Source organism: Acidovorax sp. SUPP1855 (assembly GCF_030158955.1).
GTDB lineage: Bacteria > Pseudomonadota > Gammaproteobacteria > Burkholderiales > Burkholderiaceae_C > Paracidovorax.
This window is the reverse complement of the sequence record NZ_BQXI01000011.1, coordinates 63,815-82,799: the sequence shown is the minus strand read 5'-3', so window position 1 is coordinate 82,799 and position 18,985 is coordinate 63,815. Positions and strand designations below refer to the sequence as shown.

At 68.9% G+C, this 18,985-nt stretch carries 16 protein-coding genes; all 16 read left to right on the top strand.

The window, feature by feature from the left end; all coding sequences use genetic code 11:
• Positions 1 to 29 precede the first annotated feature (29 nt).
• The 16 genes from hslV (at position 30) to ftsA (ending at position 18,926) form a co-directional block, all read left to right on the top strand.
• On the top strand, positions 30 to 575 hold the full coding sequence (hslV, locus tag AVMA1855_RS11925; protein ID WP_272567200.1) for an ATP-dependent protease subunit HslV: 546 nt from the start codon (positions 30 to 32) through the stop codon (positions 573 to 575).
• Positions 576 to 657: 82 nt separating this feature from the next.
• The gene (gene hslU, locus AVMA1855_RS11920) at positions 658 to 1,986 is read left to right on the top strand and encodes an ATP-dependent protease ATPase subunit HslU (RefSeq protein WP_284425860.1); all 1,329 of its coding nucleotides are present in this window, start codon (positions 658 to 660) and stop codon (positions 1,984 to 1,986) included.
• Positions 1,987 to 2,284: 298 nt separating this feature from the next.
• Positions 2,285 to 2,713, top strand: a complete 429-nt coding sequence (mraZ, locus tag AVMA1855_RS11915; RefSeq protein ID WP_272569587.1) for a division/cell wall cluster transcriptional repressor MraZ — start codon at positions 2,285 to 2,287, stop codon at positions 2,711 to 2,713.
• A 7-nt stretch (positions 2,714 to 2,720) separates the two neighbouring features.
• Positions 2,721 to 3,650: a 16S rRNA (cytosine(1402)-N(4))-methyltransferase RsmH gene (gene rsmH / locus AVMA1855_RS11910; RefSeq protein ID WP_284425918.1), complete on the top strand. Its 930-nt coding sequence runs from the start codon at positions 2,721 to 2,723 to the stop codon at positions 3,648 to 3,650.
• Entirely contained in the window at positions 3,647 to 3,985 is a 339-nt protein-coding gene (gene ftsL / locus AVMA1855_RS11905; RefSeq protein ID WP_284405268.1) for a cell division protein FtsL, read from the top strand. The genes rsmH and ftsL overlap by 4 nt, the downstream gene beginning before the upstream one ends.
• Positions 3,982 to 5,727, top strand: coding sequence for a peptidoglycan D,D-transpeptidase FtsI family protein (locus tag AVMA1855_RS11900; protein WP_284425859.1), 1,746 nt, complete (start codon positions 3,982 to 3,984; stop codon positions 5,725 to 5,727). Before ftsL ends, AVMA1855_RS11900 begins: the two co-directional genes overlap by 4 nt.
• Positions 5,724 to 7,229, top strand: coding sequence for a UDP-N-acetylmuramoyl-L-alanyl-D-glutamate--2,6-diaminopimelate ligase (locus AVMA1855_RS11895; protein WP_284425858.1), 1,506 nt, complete (start codon positions 5,724 to 5,726; stop codon positions 7,227 to 7,229). Before AVMA1855_RS11900 ends, AVMA1855_RS11895 begins: the two co-directional genes overlap by 4 nt.
• A complete protein-coding gene (locus AVMA1855_RS11890) occupies positions 7,226 to 8,638 on the top strand; it encodes a UDP-N-acetylmuramoyl-tripeptide--D-alanyl-D-alanine ligase (RefSeq protein WP_284425857.1) in 1,413 nt (470 codons plus the stop codon). The genes AVMA1855_RS11895 and AVMA1855_RS11890 overlap by 4 nt, the downstream gene beginning before the upstream one ends.
• Entirely contained in the window at positions 8,629 to 9,807 is a 1,179-nt protein-coding gene (gene mraY / locus AVMA1855_RS11885; protein ID WP_284393025.1) for a phospho-N-acetylmuramoyl-pentapeptide-transferase, read from the top strand. Before AVMA1855_RS11890 ends, mraY begins: the two co-directional genes overlap by 10 nt.
• Positions 9,804 to 11,861, top strand: coding sequence for a UDP-N-acetylmuramoyl-L-alanine--D-glutamate ligase (gene murD, locus AVMA1855_RS11880; RefSeq protein WP_284425856.1), 2,058 nt, complete (start codon positions 9,804 to 9,806; stop codon positions 11,859 to 11,861). Before mraY ends, murD begins: the two co-directional genes overlap by 4 nt.
• A complete protein-coding gene (ftsW, locus tag AVMA1855_RS11875; protein ID WP_284425855.1) occupies positions 11,858 to 13,156 on the top strand; it encodes a putative lipid II flippase FtsW in 1,299 nt (432 codons plus the stop codon). The genes murD and ftsW overlap by 4 nt, the downstream gene beginning before the upstream one ends.
• A 162-nt stretch (positions 13,157 to 13,318) precedes the next feature.
• Positions 13,319 to 14,383, top strand: coding sequence for an undecaprenyldiphospho-muramoylpentapeptide beta-N-acetylglucosaminyltransferase (gene murG, locus AVMA1855_RS11870; protein ID WP_284425854.1), 1,065 nt, complete (start codon positions 13,319 to 13,321; stop codon positions 14,381 to 14,383).
• On the top strand, positions 14,380 to 15,813 hold the full coding sequence (gene murC, locus AVMA1855_RS11865) for a UDP-N-acetylmuramate--L-alanine ligase (RefSeq protein ID WP_272567214.1): 1,434 nt from the start codon (positions 14,380 to 14,382) through the stop codon (positions 15,811 to 15,813). The genes murG and murC overlap by 4 nt, the downstream gene beginning before the upstream one ends.
• Positions 15,810 to 16,829 (top strand): D-alanine--D-alanine ligase, encoded by a 1,020-nt coding sequence (locus tag AVMA1855_RS11860; protein WP_284407988.1) that lies wholly within the window; start codon positions 15,810 to 15,812, stop codon positions 16,827 to 16,829. Before murC ends, AVMA1855_RS11860 begins: the two co-directional genes overlap by 4 nt.
• Positions 16,826 to 17,680 (top strand): cell division protein FtsQ/DivIB, encoded by an 855-nt coding sequence (locus tag AVMA1855_RS11855; protein ID WP_284425853.1) that lies wholly within the window; start codon positions 16,826 to 16,828, stop codon positions 17,678 to 17,680. Before AVMA1855_RS11860 ends, AVMA1855_RS11855 begins: the two co-directional genes overlap by 4 nt.
• Positions 17,681 to 17,696: 16 nt before the next feature.
• Positions 17,697 to 18,926 carry a cell division protein FtsA gene (ftsA, locus tag AVMA1855_RS11850; RefSeq protein ID WP_092741824.1) on the top strand — a complete coding sequence of 410 codons (1,230 nt, stop codon included), beginning with the start codon at positions 17,697 to 17,699 and terminating at the stop codon, positions 18,924 to 18,926.
• The last annotated feature ends 59 nt before the right edge of the window (positions 18,927 to 18,985 follow it).

Here is an 18,985-nt window from a genome sequence, read left to right as displayed (position 1 = left end):
CCGTGCAGGCATCCCCACATGCCAACGCTATGGAACAGTTTCACGGCACCACCATCCTCAGCGTCCGCCGCCAGACGGCGGACGGCATCCAGGTCGCCATCGGCGGCGACGGCCAGGTCACCCTGGGCAACATCGTGGTCAAGGGCACCGCGCGCAAGGTGCGCAAGCTCTACCACGGCAAGGTCTTGGCGGGCTTCGCCGGGGCCACGGCCGATGCGTTCACGCTCTTCGAACGGTTCGAGGCCAAGCTGGAAAAGCACCAGGGCCACCTGACGCGCGCGGCCATCGAACTCACCAAGGACTGGCGCACCGACCGCGTGCTGCGCCGTCTGGAGGCCATGCTGGCCGTGGCCGATACCAGCGCCTCGCTCATCATCACCGGCAACGGCGACGTGCTGGAGCCCGAGCAGGGCATCGTGGCCATCGGATCGGGCGGCGCCTATGCGCACTCGGCGGCCAAGGCGCTGCTGAACCACACCGAGCTCAGCGCGCAGGAAGTGGTCAAGAAGTCGCTGGAGATCGCCGGCGAACTGTGCATCTACACCAACATGAACCACACCATCGAGACGCTCTGAGCGCCCCGGTGGTTACTATTATTTTGATAGCTTTCTGCCCTAGAAGAATATGTGCTGACGGCTGATTTGATTGCAGGTCCCCATGTCGTCCATGACCCCCCAGGAAATCGTCTCCGAACTCGACCACCACATCGTCGGCCAGGCCAGCGCCAAGCGCGCCGTCGCCATCGCGCTGCGCAACCGCTGGCGCCGCCAGCAGGTGGAAGGCAGCCTGCGCCACGAGATCACCCCCAAGAACATCCTCATGATCGGCCCGACCGGCGTGGGCAAGACCGAGATCGCGCGCCGCCTGGCCCGGCTGGCCGATGCGCCCTTCATCAAGGTCGAGGCCACCAAGTTCACCGAGGTGGGCTACGTGGGCAAGGACGTGGACTCCATCGTCCGCGACCTGGTCGAGATGGCCGTCAAGCAGGCGCGCGAGAGCGACATGAAGAAGGGCCGCGCCCGCGCCGAAGACGCGGCCGAGGACCGCATCCTCGACGTGCTGGTGCCGCCTGCGCGGAACACCGCGCAGGATGCGGCCGCGCCCGCCGACAACACCGCCCGCCAGGTCTTTCGCAAGAAGCTGCGCGAGGGCCAGCTGGACGACAAGGAAATCGAGATCGACGTGGCCGACGCCCGGCCGCAGCTGGAGATCATGGGCCCGCAGGGCATGGAAGAGATGGCCGAGCAGCTGCGCGGCATGTTCAGCCAGATGGGCCAGGAAAAGCGCCGCACGCGCAAGCTCAAGATCGCCGAGGCGCTCAAGCTGCTCATCGACGAGGAGGCCGCCAAGCTCGTGAACGAGGACGAGGTGAAGACCCGCGCCGTGCAGAACGCCGAGCAGAACGGCATCGTCTTCATCGACGAGATCGACAAGGTGGCCACCCGGCAGGAATCGAGCGGCTCGGACATCTCGCGCCAGGGCGTGCAGCGCGACCTGCTGCCGCTGGTCGAGGGCACCACCGTGTCCACCAAGTACGGCATGGTCAAGACGGACCACATCCTGTTCATCGCCTCGGGCGCGTTCCACCTGAGCAAGCCGAGCGACCTGATCCCCGAGCTGCAGGGGCGCTTTCCGATCCGCGTCGAACTCGAATCGCTGTCCGTGCAGGATTTCGAAGCCATCCTCACGCAGACGCATGCCTCGCTGGTCAAGCAGTACCAGGCCCTGCTGGCCACCGAAGGCGTCACGCTCGAATTCGCGCCCGAGGGCATTACGCGCCTGGCGCACATCGCCTTCGAGGTGAATGAGCGCACCGAGAACATCGGCGCGCGCCGGCTGTCCACGGTGATGGAGCGGCTGCTGGACGAAGTGAGCTTCGATGCCGCCCGTTTGTCCGGTCAGACGGTGGTGGTGGATGCCGCGTACGTGAACGCGCGGCTCGAGTCCTTGAGCCAGGACGAGGATTTGTCGCGCTATATCTTGTAAAAGATTCCGGCGTGTTGCGGGCCCCTGGATTCTTGCCCGGATTCCGGGTTGCCCGATAGCCTTCAGGTATCACTTGCATAGCCTGGGCTAAGTGCTTATTCAGTAAAGCATTTTGGGCGTTCTCCACTGGCACTTTCGGTGCTAAGTCGTTGATTTCATTGCAAAACTTTGTTGCACCTGGCGGGGCTCGGTATTTTTTTCCTGCTACAGTGCAAAAAAGTGCAATTAAGTGGTGAAAAGTGCCCTCGTGCGTCCATTCCGGATGCGCAGGCGCGACAACGAGCTGGGGTTCGATTCCGTGTTTCAAGGGGCGTCATCGCTGAGTCTGGATGCGAAGGGAAGGCTTTCCGTGCCTACCCGGCATCGTGACGTCCTCGCGGCGACCGCCAACAGCCAGCTCACCATCACCAAGCATCCGCACGGCTGCCTCATGGTGTTCCCCCGCCCCGAATGGGAAAAATTCCGCGAGCGCATTGCCGAACTGCCCATGTCCGCCCAGTGGTGGAAGCGCATCTTCCTGGGCAACGCGATGGACGTGGACATGGATGGCACCGGCCGCGTGCTGGTCTCGCCCGAACTGCGGCAGGCCGCCGGCATCACCAAGGACACGATGCTGCTCGGCATGGGCAACCACTTCGAGCTGTGGGACAAGGCCACCTACGAGGCTCAGGAGGCTGTTGCCATGCAGGCCGAGATGCCGGCCGCTTTCCAGGACTTTTCTTTCTGAGGCCATGGTGAACGCACCGCTGCAACACACCACGGTCTTGCTGGACGAGGCGGTCGACGCCTTGCTGGGCGCCGCCGGCCCCGCGCCCGCTGGCGTGTGGATCGATGCCACCTTCGGCCGTGGCGGGCACTCCCGCAAGATACTGGACCGGCTGGGGCCGGGCGGGGGCCTCGTGGCGTTCGACAAGGACCCCGAGGCCATCGCAGAAGCAGCGCGCATCACCGATGCGCGCTTTTCCATTCGGCACGAAGGATTCCGCCATCTGGCCGAACTGCCCGAGCGCAGCGCCGCGGGCATCCTCATGGACCTGGGCGTGAGTTCGCCCCAGATCGACAGCCCCGACCGGGGCTTCAGCTTTCGTTTCGACGGCCCGCTGGACATGCGCATGGACACCACGCGCGGCGAGAGCGTGGCCGATTGGCTGGCCACGGCCGAGGTCGGGCAGATTGCGGAGGTGATACGTGACTACGGCGAAGAACGGTTTGCTGGCCCCATTGCAAAGGCGATTGTTGCTCGTCGCGAGGAGCGGGGCCCTCTTGCCACCACCGCTGAACTGGCCCAACTCGTGGCTGGCGCGGTCAAGACCCGCGAAGCAGGCCAGAACCCTGCAACGCGCACATTTCAGGCTCTTCGGATTTTCATCAACGCCGAGCTTGAAGAGCTGCAACAGGCGCTAGAGGCCAGCCTGCGGGTGCTCGCACCCGGTGGCCGGCTGGTGGTGATCAGTTTCCATTCGCTGGAAGACCGCATCGTCAAGCAGTTCATCGCCCAGCATTCCAAGGAGGTCTTCGACCGCCGCGCGCCATTTGCGCAGCCGCAGCCCATGCGGCTCAAGGCGCTGGACCGCATCAAGCCTACCGCGGCCGAGATCGAGGCCAATCCCCGCTCCCGCAGCGCGGTGATGCGCGTGGCCGAGCGCACGGAGGTGCCGGTATGACGCGCCTGAGCCTGGTGCTGCTGCTGGGGGTGATGGTGAGCGCGCTGTACCTCGTGCACATGCAGTACGAGTCGCGGCGCCTGTTCACCGAGCTGGACCGCGCGGTGGCCGAGTCGCGCCGGCTGGAGACCGAACACCAGCGCCTGCAGGTCGAAAAGCGCGCCCAGGCGACGCCGCTGCGGGTGGAAAAGCTCGCCCGCGACCGCCTGCAGATGCGCACGGCCACACCGGCCATCACGCAGTACGTCGCCGACGACGGCACGCCGGTGGTCACGGCCGCCACGGCAGCGCCCGTGCCGGCCACGCCGGGTGGCGCGGGGAGCGTACGCCGATGAGCCGCAGCGTCAACTACACCTCCAGCCCGCTGCTGGCCAGCAAGACGCCGGTCTGGCGCAGCAAGTTCATCGTCGCCATGGTGGCGCTGGGCTTCGTGGGCCTGGGCGCCCGCGCGGCCTACGTGCAGGTGTTCGGCAATGCGTTCTTCCAGCGGCAGGGCGAGGTGCGCTTCGCCCGCACGCTGGAGCTGCCCGCCAACCGGGGCCGCATCCTGGACCGCAACGGGCTGATCCTGGCCTCCAGCGTGCCGGCGGCCAGCATCTGGGCCATTCCGGAAGACGTGGAGCAGGACAAGCCCGAGGTGCGCGAAAAACTCCAGCAACTGGCCAAGCTGCTGGAGATGCCGCTGCCCGCGCTCAAGACCAAGCTCGCGGACGAGGACAAGACCTTCGTCTGGATCAAGCGCCAGCTCGACTGGGAGGTCGGCCAGCAGATCGCCGCCCTCGACATCAAGGGCATCTACCAGCGCAAGGAATACAAGCGCCAGTACCCCGAAGGCGAATCGGCCGCGCACGTGGTGGGCTTCACCAACGTGGAAGACCATGGCCAGGAGGGCATGGAGCTGGCCTTCGACCAGCAGCTGGCCGGCAAGGCCGGTTCGCGCCGCGTCATCAAGGACCGCCTGGGCCGGGTGGTGGAGGGCATCGGCGCCGAGGTGCCGCCCGTGGATGGCCAGGACATGCAGCTGTCCATCGACAGCAAGGTGCAATTCTTCGCCTACCAGAAGCTGCGTGACCAGGTGGCGCTGCACAAAGCCAAGGCCGGTAGCGTGGTGGTGCTGGATGCGCACACCGGCGAGTTGCTGGCGTTGGCCAATTACCCGAGCTACGTGCCCGACAAGCGGCAAAACCTGACGGGCGAGCAATTGCGTAACCGCGCCCTCACCGACGTATTCGAGCCCGGCTCGACGATGAAACCGTTCACCATTGGACTGGCGCTGGAAACCGGCCGCGTGCGGCCGGACACCATCATCGACACCAACCCAGGTCGTGTCACCATCACCGGCTCCACGATCTCCGACACGAGCAACCACGGCGTGCTGACGGTCGAAGGCGTGATCCAGAAGTCCAGCAACGTGGGCACCACCAAGATCGCCATGCAGATGCCCGCCAAGGAGATGTGGGAGACGTTCTCTGCGGCCGGCTTCGGGCAGAAGCCGCAGATCCACTTCCCTGGCGTGGTCACCGGACGGCTGCGTCCCTACAAGACTTGGCGCCCTGTGGAGCAGGCCACCATGTCGTACGGCTACGGGCTTTCGGCCAGCCTGTTCCAGATGGCGCGCTCGTACACCGTGTTCTCCAACGGCGGCAAGATCATTCCGGCCACCATGCTCAAGAGCCATGAGCCGGCGGTCGGCGTGCCCGTGTTCTCCGAGCGCACGGCCGACCAGATCCGCAAGATGCTGCAGATGGCCGCGGGCCCCGGCGGCACGGGCCAGCAGGCGCAGACCGTGGGCTACTCGGTGGGCGGAAAATCCGGCACCGCGCGCAAGCAGGTGGGCAAGAGCTATGCCTCGGGCAAGTACCGGGCGTGGTTCACCGGCATGGCCCCGATCGACAAGCCGCGCATCATCGTCGCGGTGATGATCGACGAGCCCAGCAACGGCGTGTTCTACGGCGGCGCGGTGGCCGCGCCGGTGTTCAGCGCCGTGGTGCAGCAGACCCTTCGCATGATGGGCGTGCAGCCCGACATGGCCGTCAAGCCCCAGATCGTGGCCAACACCGTGGAGGAATCGCTATGACGACGACCCCGCTGCTCACTTCGGTGCACGACGCCGTGCAATGGCTGGCCGCCCGGGTGACCGGTACGCTGCAGACCGACAGCCGGCTGATCCAGCCTGGCGACGGCTTCATCGCCTGGCCGGGCGCCGCCACCGATGGCCGCCCCCATGTGGGCGACGCACTGGCGCGTGGCGCCATGGCCTGCCTGGTCGAGCACGAAGGCATCGAGGCCTTCCATTTCGCGGACGCGCCCGTGGCCGCGCTGCGCGGGCTCAAGGCCATCACCGGAACGCTGGCGGCCGAGTGGTTCGGCCACCCCACGCAGTCGATCGACGTGCTGGCGGTGACCGGCACCAACGGCAAGACCAGCGTCAGCTGGTGGCTGGCCGATGCGCTCAACCTGCTGGCGCGCAACGAACTGGCGGCGCCCGGCGGCTGCGCGCTGATCGGTACGCTGGGCGCCGGCGTGCCGCCCGCGCTCGAGTCCACCGGCCTCACGACGCCGGACCCGGTGCGCCTGCAGCGCGCCTTCGCCCATTTCGCCAAAGAAGGCCATGTGGCCTGCGCGATCGAGGCTTCGTCCATCGGGTTGGCGGAGCACCGCCTGACCGGCACGCGGGTGCGGGCGGCCCTGTTCACCAATTTCACCCAGGACCACCTGGACTACCACCCGAGCATGGCCGCCTACTGGCAGGCCAAGAGCACCTTGTTCGACTGGCCCGGGCTGCAGATCGCCGTGGTCAACATCGACGACCGGCGCGGCGCCGAACTGCACGAGACGCTGTCCCACCAGCCGCTGGACCTGTGGAGCGTCTCCCTGCAGGGGCCCGCACGGCTCCAGGCCCGGGACATCGCCTGGGGCGATGGCGGCCTGTCGTTCACCGTGGCCGAAGGCGCGCAAAGCCATGTGCTGCAGACGCGGCTCATCGGCCAATACAACGTGGGCAACCTGCTGCTCGTGATGGCCACGCTGCGGGCGCTGGGCGTGCCGCTGGAGCATGCGCTCTACGCCTGCGCGCAGCTGTCGCCGGTGCCGGGCCGCATGGAGCAGATCCATGTGCCGCACCAGCCCCTGGTCGCCGTGGACTACGCCCATACGCCCGATGCGCTCGACCAGGCGCTGCAGGCGCTGCGCCCCATCGCGGCGGAGCGCGGCGGTCGGCTGTGGTGCGTGTTCGGCTGCGGCGGCAGCCGTGACCGCACCAAGCGGCCCCTGATGGGCGCGGTCGCGCAGCAGCGGGCCGATGCGGTCATCATCACCAGCGACAACCCGCGCGGCGAAGTGCCGGCGGACATCCTTCACGAAATCCTGCAGGGCACCGTGGCCGGGCGCACCGTGCGCGCCGAGGTGGACCGCGCCGCGGCGATCGCGCTGGCGCTGTCCGAGGCCGGGCCGCGCGACGTGGTGCTGATCGCCGGCAAGGGCCACGAGGACTACCAGGAGGTGGCGGGCGAGCGCCGGCCGTTCTCCGACATGGCCCACGCCCAGGCCGGCCTGGCCGCCCGGGGAGGCCGCGCATGATGACGCTGCAGCAGGCGCTGGGGTTCATCCAGGCGCGCGTGCCCACGGCCCGGCTGGTGGGCGAGGGCGCGCTGCCGCTGTTCCGCGTGCACACCGACACGCGCACGCTGCAGGCGGGCGATTTGTTCGTGGCGCTCAAGGGCGAGCGCTACGACGCCAATGCCTTTCTGGCCGATGCGCGCACGGCCGGCGCCGTTGCGGCCGTGGCCCACGGTGGCCTGGAGGCCGCTGGCCTGCCCGGCGTCGAGGTGCCTGATACGCTCGCGGCGCTCGGCGCCCTGGCCGCTGGCTGGCGTGCCCAGTTCCGGCTGCCGCTGATCGGGGTGACCGGCAGCAACGGCAAGACCACCGTCACGCAGATGATCGCGGCGGTGCTGCAGGCCTGGAAGGGCCCTGCGGCCTTTGCGACGCAAGGCAACTTCAACAACGACATCGGCGTGCCGCTGATGCTGCTGCGGCTCAACGCGGCGCACGAGGCGGCGGTGATCGAGCTGGGCATGAACCATCCGGGCGAGATCGCGTACCTGGCCGACCTGGCCCGCCCCACGGTGGCCCTCGTCAACAACGCGCAGCGCGAGCACCTGGAGTTCATGCACACGGTGCAGGCCGTGGCCGAAGAGAACGGCTCCTGCCTCTCGGCCCTGCCTGCCGATGGCGTGGCCGTGTTCCCGGCAGGCGATGCCTACACCGCGCTGTGGCGGCAACTGGCTGCGGGGCGCCGCTGCATCACCTTCGGCGCGGACGGTGCCGACGTGCACTGCACCGCCGCACAGTGGGAGGGCAGCGCCTGGCGCATCCGTATCGACACACCGCAGGGCGGCTTCGATGCCACGCTGCGCATTGCCGGCATGCACAACGTGACCAACGCCCTGGCCGCCACGGCCTGCGCGTTGGCGGCCGGTGCGCCGCTCGACGCCGTCGCTCGTGGGCTCTCGGCCTTCATTCCGGTCAAGGGGCGCTCGCGCGCCTTCAGCGTGCCGCAGGACGGGCGCGTGGTCACGGCGGTGGACGACACCTACAACGCCAACCCCGACTCCATGCGCGCCGCCATCGACGTGCTGTCCGGCCTGCCCGGCCCGCAACTGCTGGTGCTGGGCGACATGGGCGAGGTGGGGGAGCAGGGGCCGCAGTTCCACGCCGAGGCGGGCGCCCAGGCGCGCGCCAGCGGCATCGGCAGGCTGTTCGCGCTGGGCGCGCTCAGCACTCACGCCGCGCAGGCCTACGGGCCGGATGCGCGGCATTTCGACGACATGGCATCGCTGCTCGCAGCGGTGCAGCAAGCCCTGCCCCAGGTGGGCAGCGTGCTGGTGAAGGGATCTCGGTTCATGAAGATGGAGCAGGTGGTACAGGTGCTGGAAGCCCGTGCGGACACGACGAAGAACGCACGCGGGGGCGCCACATGCTGCTGATACTGTCGCAATGGCTGCAGGGCCTGTCGCCGGAGTTCGGGTTCTTCCGCGTCTTCCAGTACCTCACGTTCCGTGCGGTGATGGCGGCGCTCACGGCGCTGGTGATCGGGCTGGCGGCGGGGCCGAAGGTGATCCGCATGCTCACCTCGCTCAAGATCGGCCAGCCCATCCGTGGCTACGCGATGGAATCGCACCTGTCCAAGAGCGGCACGCCCACCATGGGGGGCGTATTGATCCTGGGTTCGATCGCGATCTCCACGCTGTTGTGGTTCGACCTGTCCAACCGTTTCGTGTGGATCGTGCTGGCCGTGACCCTGGGCTTCGGTGCCATCGGCTGGGTGGACGACTGGCGCAAGGTGGTGCGCAAGGACCCGGAAGGCATGCGCTCGCGCGAGAAGTATTTCTGGCAGTCCGTCATCGGCCTGCTGGCGGCGCTCTACCTGGTGTTCAGCATTTCTGAGAACTCCAATTCGCGCGTGTTCGAGCTGTTCATCACCTGGGTGCAGTCCGGCTTCTCGCTGGACCTGCCGCCGCAGGCCGGACTGCTGGTGCCGTTCTTCAAGGAGGTGAGCTACCCGCTGGGCGTGCTGGGCTTCGTGATCCTGACCTACCTCGTGATCGTGGGATCGAGCAATGCGGTCAACCTGACCGACGGCCTCGATGGCCTGGCGATCATGCCGGTCGTCATGGTGGGATCAGCGCTGGGGCTGTTCGCCTACGTGGCCGGCAGCACGGTGTACTCCAAGTACCTGCTGTTCCCGCACATCGCGGGCGCGGGCGAATTGCTGATCTTCTGCTCGGCCATGGCCGGCGCGGGCCTGGCCTTCCTGTGGTTCAACACCCACCCGGCCCAGGTGTTCATGGGCGACGTGGGCGCGCTGGCGCTGGGCGGCGCTTTGGGCACCATCGCCGTCATCGTGCGCCAGGAGATCGTGCTGGCCATCATGGGCGGCATCTTCGTGGTCGAGGCGCTTTCGGTGATGCTGCAGGTGGCCTGGTTCAAGTACACCAAGAAGCGCTACGGCCAGGGCCGGCGGCTGCTCAAGATGGCGCCGCTGCACCACCATTTCGAGAAAAGCGGCTGGAAGGAGACGCAGGTGGTCGTGCGCTTCTGGATCATCACCATGCTGCTGTGCCTGATCGGCCTGACCACGCTGAAACTGCGATGAACCCGCACGACCCCCTTCTTCCTGGCGAGGCGCCAGGCCTGCCGCAGGGTGCCGATGGCCCCGGCGAGGGGGAGAGCGCGCCCAGGGTTTCGCCGTCCGGGGTTGTGCCGGTGCAGGGCATGGACGCCATGCCGCCGCGCTCCGACGCATCCGGCGCTCCCGATTCGCCCGACGTGCCCTGCATGCCCGAAAGCGTGGCGCTGGCGCCGCAGGATGAGGACGCATCCTCCGCACCGACCCCGCAGGCAGCACCGGCCCCCGCGAACGACGCGATGGCGCAGACGCTCGCCGGCATGACCGCGCCCGCAGTCTCGGCCGCTGCGGCCGCTGCGGCGTTCGTGGCGCAGATCTTCGCGGACGTGGGCTCGCCCGAGTCCGCCACCGCGGCCGGTCCGCGCGATCCGGGCGCGGCGCCATCCTCCGATGACGCGCCCCCGGCCGACGGCGCCATCGGCCCGGTGGCCGGCCCCACGCCGGTGCCGGCCGGCTGGCCGGGCGAGGGCGCTGCGCTGCTGCAAGGCCAGGACATTCTCATTCTCGGCCTGGGCGCTTCCGGGCTGGCCATGGCCCGCTGGTGCGTGCGCTGCGGCGCGCAGGTGACCGTGGCCGACACGCGCGAGGCGCCTCCGCAGCGCGGCACGCTGCATGCTGAGCTGCCCCAGGTGCGCTTCGTGGCCGGTGCGTTCGACGCCTCCCTGCTCGAAGGGCGCACGCCGCAGGCCATCTACCGCTCGCCCGGCCTGCGTCCCGACACGCTGGCCGCCCTGTCGTCCGAGGCCCGGGCGCGCGGCATCCGCATGGAGGGTGAACTCGCCCTGTACGCCATGGCGCTGCGCGAGTTGCGCGCCGCGCACGGCTACGCCCCGGCGGTGGTGGCCGTGAGCGGCACCAACGGCAAGACCACGGTGACTTCGCTCACCGGCCGGCTCGTGGACTGCGCCGGCAAGACCGTGGCCGTGGCCGGCAATATCGGCCCGACCCTGCTGGACACACTGGGCCAGCACATCGATGCGGGCACCCTGCCCGAGGTCTGGGTGCTGGAGCTGTCCAGCTTCCAGCTCGACGGCGTGGCGGGCTTCGAGCCCACGGCCGCGGCCGTCCTCAATATCAGCCAGGACCACCTGGACTGGCACGGCAGCCTGGCCGCCTATGCGGCCGCCAAGGCGCGCATCTTCGGCGAGAGCGGCCTGATGGTGCTCAACCGCGAAGACCCCGAGGTCATGGGCATGTTGCCCGAGGCCGGGCTGGCGCGCAGCGCGGCCAGGCCGGCGACCGGGCGCGCGAAGGCCCCGAAGGTGCAGGTGCGTCCCCATGTCACGTTCGGCGGCGACATGCCCCAGCGCCCGGGCGATTTCGGCCTGGAGATCGTCAACGGCATGGCCTGGCTCGTGCGGGCGCAGGAGGCCGACGAAACCGCGCGCCGTTCGCGTGCGCAGGAAGAAGAGCTGCACATCCAGCGCCTGATGCCCGCCGATGCGCTGCGCATCCGCGGCCGCCACAACGCCGTGAACGCGCTCGCCGCGCTGGCGCTCGCACAGGCCGCCGGCTGCGCGCTGGGCCCCATGCTGTACGGCCTGCGCGATTACCGCGGCGAGCCGCACCGCGTGGAGCCCGTGGGGCTCATCGGCGATGTGGAATATTTCGACGACAGCAAGGGCACGAACGTGGGCGCCACCGTGGCGGCGCTCACCGGCCTGGGCGCGGAGCGCCGGCTGGTCGTCATCCTGGGCGGCGACGGCAAGGGGCAGGACTTCTCGCCGCTGGCCGCGCCCGTGTCGCGCTACGCCCGCGCCGTGGTGCTGATCGGCCGCGACGCACCCCAGATCCGCGCCGCGCTGAAAGACGCGGGCGTGGCCCTGCTGGACGCACCGACGCTGCCGCAGGCGGTGGACCTGGCCACGCAGCGCGCCCATGCCGGCGATGCGGTGCTGATGTCGCCCGCCTGTGCCAGTTTCGATATGTTCAACGATTACGAGCACCGCGCGCGCGTGTTTTGCGAAGCCGTGCAAGCGCTTGCGAACGATCGCGGCCAGGACCTGGAGGGCTCCGCATGAGCACCGCACCCGCATCCCCCGGCCTGCTGCAGCGCCTGTCCACCAGATTCGGCGGAAAGTTCGGCGGCTGGTTCGGTGGCCTGCCCGCCAAGCCCGCCGACGTGCTGCCGGTGCGCGTGGGCGGCACCGAATACCGCCAGACCACGACCACGCCGGCCAGCGTGCTCGGCTTCGACCAGGCCCTCCTGTGGGTCGTGGTGGCGCTGCTCGCCTGGGGACTGGTGATGGTGTATTCCGCGTCCATCGCCATGCCGGACAACCCGCGCTTCGGCAAGATCGCTCCCACCCATTTCCTGGTGCGCCACATCATGGCGCTGGTGATGGCCTTCGTCGCGGCCCTGCTGGCGTTCCAGATTCCCATGTCCACCTGGGAGCGCGTGGCGCCGTGGCTGTTCGTGCTGTCCATCGCCCTGCTCATCGCGGTGCTGATCCCGCACGTGGGCACGGTGGTCAACGGCGCGCGGCGCTGGCTCTCGCTGGGGGTCATGAACTTCCAGCCGTCGGAGCTGGCGAAGTTCGCCGTGCTCATCTACGCCTCGGACTACATGGTGCGCAAGATGGAGGTCAAGGAGCGCTTCTTCCGCGCCGTGCTGCCCATGGGCGCGGCCGTGGCCGTGGTGGGCGCGCTGCTGCTGGCCGAGCCCGACATGGGCGCCTTTATGGTGATCGCCGTGATCGCCATGGGCATCCTGTTCCTGGGCGGCGTGAACGCCCGCATGTTCTTCCTGATCGCCGCCGTGCTGGTGGGCGCCTTCGCGCTCATGGTGATGATGAGCGACTGGCGGCGCGAGCGCATCTTCGCGTACCTCGATCCCTGGAGCGAAAAGCACGCGCTGGGCAAGGGCTACCAGCTGTCGCACTCGCTGATCGCCATCGGCCGCGGCGAGATCTTCGGCGTCGGGCTGGGCGGCAGCGTGGAAAAGCTGCACTGGCTGCCCGAGGCGCACACCGACTTCCTGCTCGCGGTGATCGGCGAGGAGTTCGGCCTGGTCGGCGTGCTCATCCTCATCGTGCTCTTCCTGTGGATGACCCGCCGCATCATGCACATCGGCCGCCAGGCCATCGCGCTGGACCGCGTGTTTGCCGGCCTGGTGGCGCAGGGCGTGGCCATCTGGATGGGCTTTCAGGCCTTCATCAACATGGGCGTGAACCTGGGCGCACTGCCGACCAAGGGGCTGACGCTGCCGCTGATGAGCTTCGGGGGCTCCGCCATCCTGATGAATCTGGTGGCCATCGCCGTGGTGCTTCGGGTTGACTATGAAAACAAGCACCTCATGCGCGGAGGCCGCGTATGAGGTGCTTGTTTCAACAAAACGGGCACCGCATGGCGTCAGCCATGCCGGGCGCGCAGCGCACGATGCGCGGAGGCCGCGTATGAGGTGCTTGTTTCAACAAAACAGGCACCGCATGGCGCCAGCCATGCCGGGCGCGCAGCGCACGATGAGGGGTGGACGCGTATGAGTGCACCCAAAACCGCGCTCATCATGGCCGGCGGCACCGGCGGCCACATCTTCCCGGGCCTGGCCGTGGCCGAGGAGCTGCGCACGCGCGGCTGGCGCGTGCACTGGCTGGGCACGCCCGGCAGCATGGAATCGCGCCTGGTGCCGCCACGCGGGTTCGCGTTCGAGCCCATCGATTTTTCCGGCGTGCGCGGCAAGGGGCTGCTCACGCTGGTCTTGCTGCCGTTGCGCCTGCTGCGCGCCTTCTGGCAGTCGCTGGCCGTGGTGCGCCGCGTGCGCCCCGACGTGGTCGTGGGCCTGGGCGGCTATGTCACGTTTCCGGGCGGGATGATGGCCGTGCTGCTGGGCAAGCCGCTGGTGCTGCACGAACAGAACTCGGTGGCCGGCCTCGTGAACAAGGTGCTGGCCGGCGTGGCCGACCGTATCTTCACGGCCTTTCCCGGGGTGCTCAAGAAGGCCCAGTGGGTGGGCAACCCGCTGCGCACCCCCTTCACGCAGCAGCCCGCGCCGGCCGAGCGCTTCGCCGGCCGCACGGGGCCGCTGCGCCTCCTGGTCGTGGGCGGCAGCCTTGGCGCCCGCGCGCTCAACGAGATCGTGCCGCAGGCCCTGGCGCTGATTCCGGCGGACCGCCGGCCCGTCGTCACCCACCAGAGCGGCGCAGCGCAGATCGATGCGCTGCGCGAGCACTACGCGAAGGCGGGCGTGCAGGCCACGCTCACGCCGTTCATCGACGACACCGCGGCGGCGTTCGCCGACGCGGACCTCATCGTCTGCCGTGCGGGCGCCAGCACCGTCACCGAGATCGCCGCCGTGGGCGCGGCGGCGGTGTTCGTGCCGTTCCCCCATGCGGTGGACGACCACCAGACCGCCAATGCCCGCTTCCTCGTGGACGCCGGTGGCGGGTGGCTCGTGCCGCAACGCGACCTCACCCCCGAGTGGTTGGCACAGTTGCTACAAAATTCAGAGCGAGATGCCCTAGTGGATATTGCTCGGAAGGCCAAAAACATGCAAAAGATCAACGCCACCCGCGAAGTGGCGACTGCCTGCGAGGAGCTGGCATGAAGCACGCCATTCGCCACATCCATTTCGTCGGCCTGGGCGGCGCCGGCATGTGCGGCATCGCCGAGGTGCTGTTCAACCTGGGCTACGGCATTTCGGGCTCGGACCTGTCCGACAGCGCCACCCTGCGCCGCCTGCAGGCGCTGGGCATCCGTACCTGCGTGGGCCATGCGGCCGCGCACATCGAGGGGGCGGATGCAGTGGTCACCTCCACGGCGGTGCAGGCCGACAACCCCGAGGTGCTGGCCGCCCGCGAAAAAAAGATTCCCGTGGTGCCGCGCGCGCTGATGCTGGCCGAGCTGATGCGCCTGAAGCGCGGCATCGCCATCGCCGGCACGCACGGCAAAACCACCACCACCAGCCTGGTGACCAGCGTTCTGGCCGAGGCCGGGCTCGACCCGACCTTCGTGATCGGCGGGCGGCTCAACAGCGCGGGCGCCAATGCCAAGCTGGGCAGCGGCGACTACATCGTGGTGGAGGCGGACGAGTCCGACGCCTCGTTCCTCAACCTGCTGCCCGTGATGGCGGTGGTGACGAACATCGACGCCGACCACATGGAAACCTACGGGCACGACTTCGGCCGCCTCAAGGGCGCGTTCGTCGAGTTCCTGCACCGCATGCCGTTCTACGGCACGGCGATCCTGTGCGTGGACAACCCGGCCATCCGCGACATCCTGGCCGACGTGACCTGCCCGGTGACGAGCTACGGCTTCTCCGAAGACGCCCAGGTGCGCGCGGTGGATGTGCGGGCCGATGCGGGCCAGATGCGCTTTCGCGTGCAGCGGCGCAACGGCGTCACGCTGCCCGACATCGACGTGGTGCTGAACCTGGCGGGCGAGCACAACGTGCTGAACGCCCTGTCGGCCATCGCGGTGGCGGTGGAGTTGAACATTCCCGACGACGCGCTGCTGCGTGCCCTGGCCCAGTTCAAGGGCGTGGGCCGGCGCTTTCAGCGCTACGGCGACATCGCCGCGCCGGGCGGCGGCAGGTTCGCGCTGATCGAGGACTACGGCCACCACCCGGTCGAGATGACGGCCACGCTGGCCGCGGCGCGCGGTGCCTTCCCGGGCCGGCGCCTGGTGCTGGCATTCCAGCCGCACCGCTACAGCCGCACGCGCGACTGCTTCGAGGATTTCGTGAAGGTCATGGGCAGTGCGGACGCCGTGCTGCTGACCGAGGTGTATGCCGCCGGCGAGGCGCCCATCGTCGCCGCCGACGGCCGCTCGCTCACGCGCGCCCTGCGCGTGGCGGGCAAGGTCGAGCCGGTGTTCGTGGACGACGTGGCCCTGCTCGCGCAGGCGATCGTGGACAACGCCCGGGACGGCGACGTGGTGCTGTGCATGGGCGCGGGCTCCATCGGCGCCGTGCCGGCGAAGGTGGTGGAAATGCTGCAGAAAGAAGAAGCGCCAGCGTTGGCGGAGGTCGCGCGATGAGCCACGAAGACACCCCTGCCATCGACGTGCGCGCCCTGGGCAAGGTCGCGGTGCTGATGGGCGGCTCGTCCGCCGAGCGCGAGGTCTCGCTGATGTCCGGCGGCGGCGTGCTGCAGGCGCTGCGCGCCCGCGGCGTGGACGCGCATGCGTTCGACCCGTCGCAGACCGACCTGTCCGAGCTGCGGCACGGCGGCTATGCGCGCTGCTTCATCGCCCTGCACGGCCGCCATGGCGAGGACGGCACGGTGCAGGGCGCGCTCGAGCTGCTCGGCATTCCGTACACCGGCCCCGGCGTGATGGCGTCCAGCATCGCGATGGACAAGATCATGACCAAGCGCATCTGGCGCTTCGAGGGGCTGCCCACGCCGGACTGGCGCCTGGTGTCGAGCGCCGCCGAGACCGCGCAGGCGCTGCAGGCGCTGGGCGCGCCGATGATCGTCAAGCCCTCGCGCGAGGGCTCCACCATCGGCCTGACCAAGGTGACCTCGCCCGGGCAGTGCGAACAGGCCTACCTGCTGGCCTCCCGCTACGACCCCGAAGTGCTGTGCGAGGAATTCATCGAGGGCGACGAGACCACCTGCCCGGTGCTGGGCCAGGGGGCGGATGCGCATGCGCTGCCGGTGATCCGCATCGTGGCGCCGGCCGGCAACTACGACTACCAGAACAAGTATTTCACCGACGTCACGCAGTACCACTGCCCGAGCGGCCTGCCCGAGGCCGAGGAGCGCGAGATCCAGCGCCTGGTGGTCGAGGCCTTCCGCACGCTCCAGTGCCGGGGCTGGGCGCGCGCCGACATCATGATCCGCGCCAGCGACCGCAAGCCCTTCCTGCTGGAGATCAATACCTCGCCCGGCATGACCGGCCATTCGCTGGTGCCCATGTCGGCCCGCGCCAGCGGCGTGAGCTACGAGGCGCTGTGCCTGCGCATCCTGGCGAGCGCCTCGCTCGACGGGCTGCAGGGGCATGCCGGCGTCACCGTCCACGCCACCCCCACGGGAACCCCGGGAGCCGCATGACCGCCTCGCTGCCCGCACCGCTTGACGTCAAGCTCATGAACCTGACCGCCACGGTCCTGTTCGTGGGCTGCGCCGCGTTCGTGCTGGTGGTGGGCGGCTCGTGGATGCTGCGCCATCCGGCGTTCGCGATCAGGCGCATCGTGGTGCAGGGCGAGCTGGTGCACAACAACGCCGTCACGCTGCGGGCCAACGTCGGGCCGCACCTGGTGGGCAATTTCTTCACCGTGGACCTGCGCGCCGTGCGCGAGGCGTTCGAGCAGGTGCCCTGGGTGCGCCACGCGATGGTGCGGCGCGAGTTTCCCAACAGCCTGCGCGTGGAGCTGCAGGAGCACGACGCTGCGGCCTACTGGGGCGCCGAAGAGGGCTCCACCCTGGTCAACAGCCAGGGCGAGGTGTTCGAGGCCAACGGCGACGACCTGGACGCGGACGACCTGCCCCGCCTGCAGGGCCCGCAGGGCCAGTCGCTGGAGGTGCTGCAGATGTACCACCGTCTGCAGCCCGTCTTCGAGCCGCTGGACACCAAGGTCGATGCACTGGAGCTCACCGGCCGCGGCGGCTGGCGCGCCACGCTGGACAGCGGCGCCGTGGTGGAGCTGGGCGGCGGCACGCCGCAGGACGTGGTGCAGCGCACGCAGCGCTTCGTGCGCACGCTGGCGCGCGTGGCGGGCCAGTACGGGCGGCGCGCGGATGCACTCGAATCGGCCGACCTGCGCCACGCCGACGGCTATGCGCTGCGGCTGCGCGGGGTGACCACGGTCAATGGCGACGCCCCCAAGGCGGCCGCCCGGGCGCCCGCGCGCACTGCACCGCAGCGCGCGCGCCCCGCCAGAACAACAGGGCAGAACCACTGAGGGCAGGACACAGAATATGGCAAGAGAATACAAAGACGTGGTCGTGGGGCTGGACATCGGCACCGCCAAGGTGATGGCGGTGGTGGCCGAGGTGCTGCCCAATGGCGAACTCAAGCTGGCCGGGCTGGGCGTGGCGCCCAGCAACGGCCTCAAGCGCGGCGTGGTGGTGAACATCGACGCCACCGTGCAGAGCATCCAGCAGGCGTTGAAAGAGGCGGAGCTGATGGCCGACTGCAAGATCCAGCGCGTGTACACCGGCATCACCGGCAGCCACATCCGCGGGCTCAATTCGAGCGGCATGGTGGCCGTCAAGGACAAGGAAGTCACCCAGGCCGACGTGGCGCGCGTGGTGGAGACGGCCAAGGCCATCAACATCTCCAGCGACCAGCGCCTGCTGCTGGTGGAGCCGCAGGAATTCGTGATCGACGGGCAGGATGTGAAGGAGCCCATCGGCATGAGCGGCATCCGCCTGGAGGCCAAGATCCACATCGTGACCGGCGCGCAGAGCGCGGCCGAGAACATCATCAAGTGCGTGCGCCGCTGCGGTCTCGAGGTGGAGCAGCTCATGCTGAATCCGCTCGCCTCCAGCCAGGCCGTGCTGACCGACGACGAGCGCGAGCTGGGCGTGGCCGTGGTGGACATCGGCGCGGGTACGACCGACGTGGCGATCTTCACCGGCGGCGCGATCCGCCATACGGCCGTGATCCCGATCGCGGGCGACCTCATCACCAGCGACATCGCCATGGCGCTGCGCACGCCCACCAAGGACGCCGAGGACATCAAGGTCGAAAGCGGCTATGCCAAGCAGCTGCTGGCCGACCCCGAGGCGCAGGTGGAGGTGCCCGGCCTGGGCGACCGCAGCCCGCGCATGCTCAGCAAGCAGGCGCTGGCCGGCGTGATCGAGCCGCGCGTGGAAGAGATCTTCTCGCTCGTGCAGCAGGTCATCCGCGAGTCGGGCTACGAGGAGGTGCTGTCCTCGGGCATCGTGCTCACGGGCGGCAGCGCCATCATGCCGGGCATGGTCGAGCTGGGCGAGGACATCTTTCTGAAGCCCGTGCGACGGGGCATTCCCAAGTATTCGAGCGCGCTGGCCGACATGATCGCCCAGCCGCGCGCCGCCACCGTCATGGGCCTGCTGGAAGAGGCGCGCCTGGCGCGCCTGCGCGGCTTCAAGGTGGCGCAAAAGAGCGGCTCGGTGAAGACCGCGTTCGGCCGCTTCAAAGATTTCATCGTGGGGAACTTCTGACATGTTGTCCCCTCAGCACTGGCTCGCTCGCGCCGGCCCCGATGCGCTGTTCTGGCAAC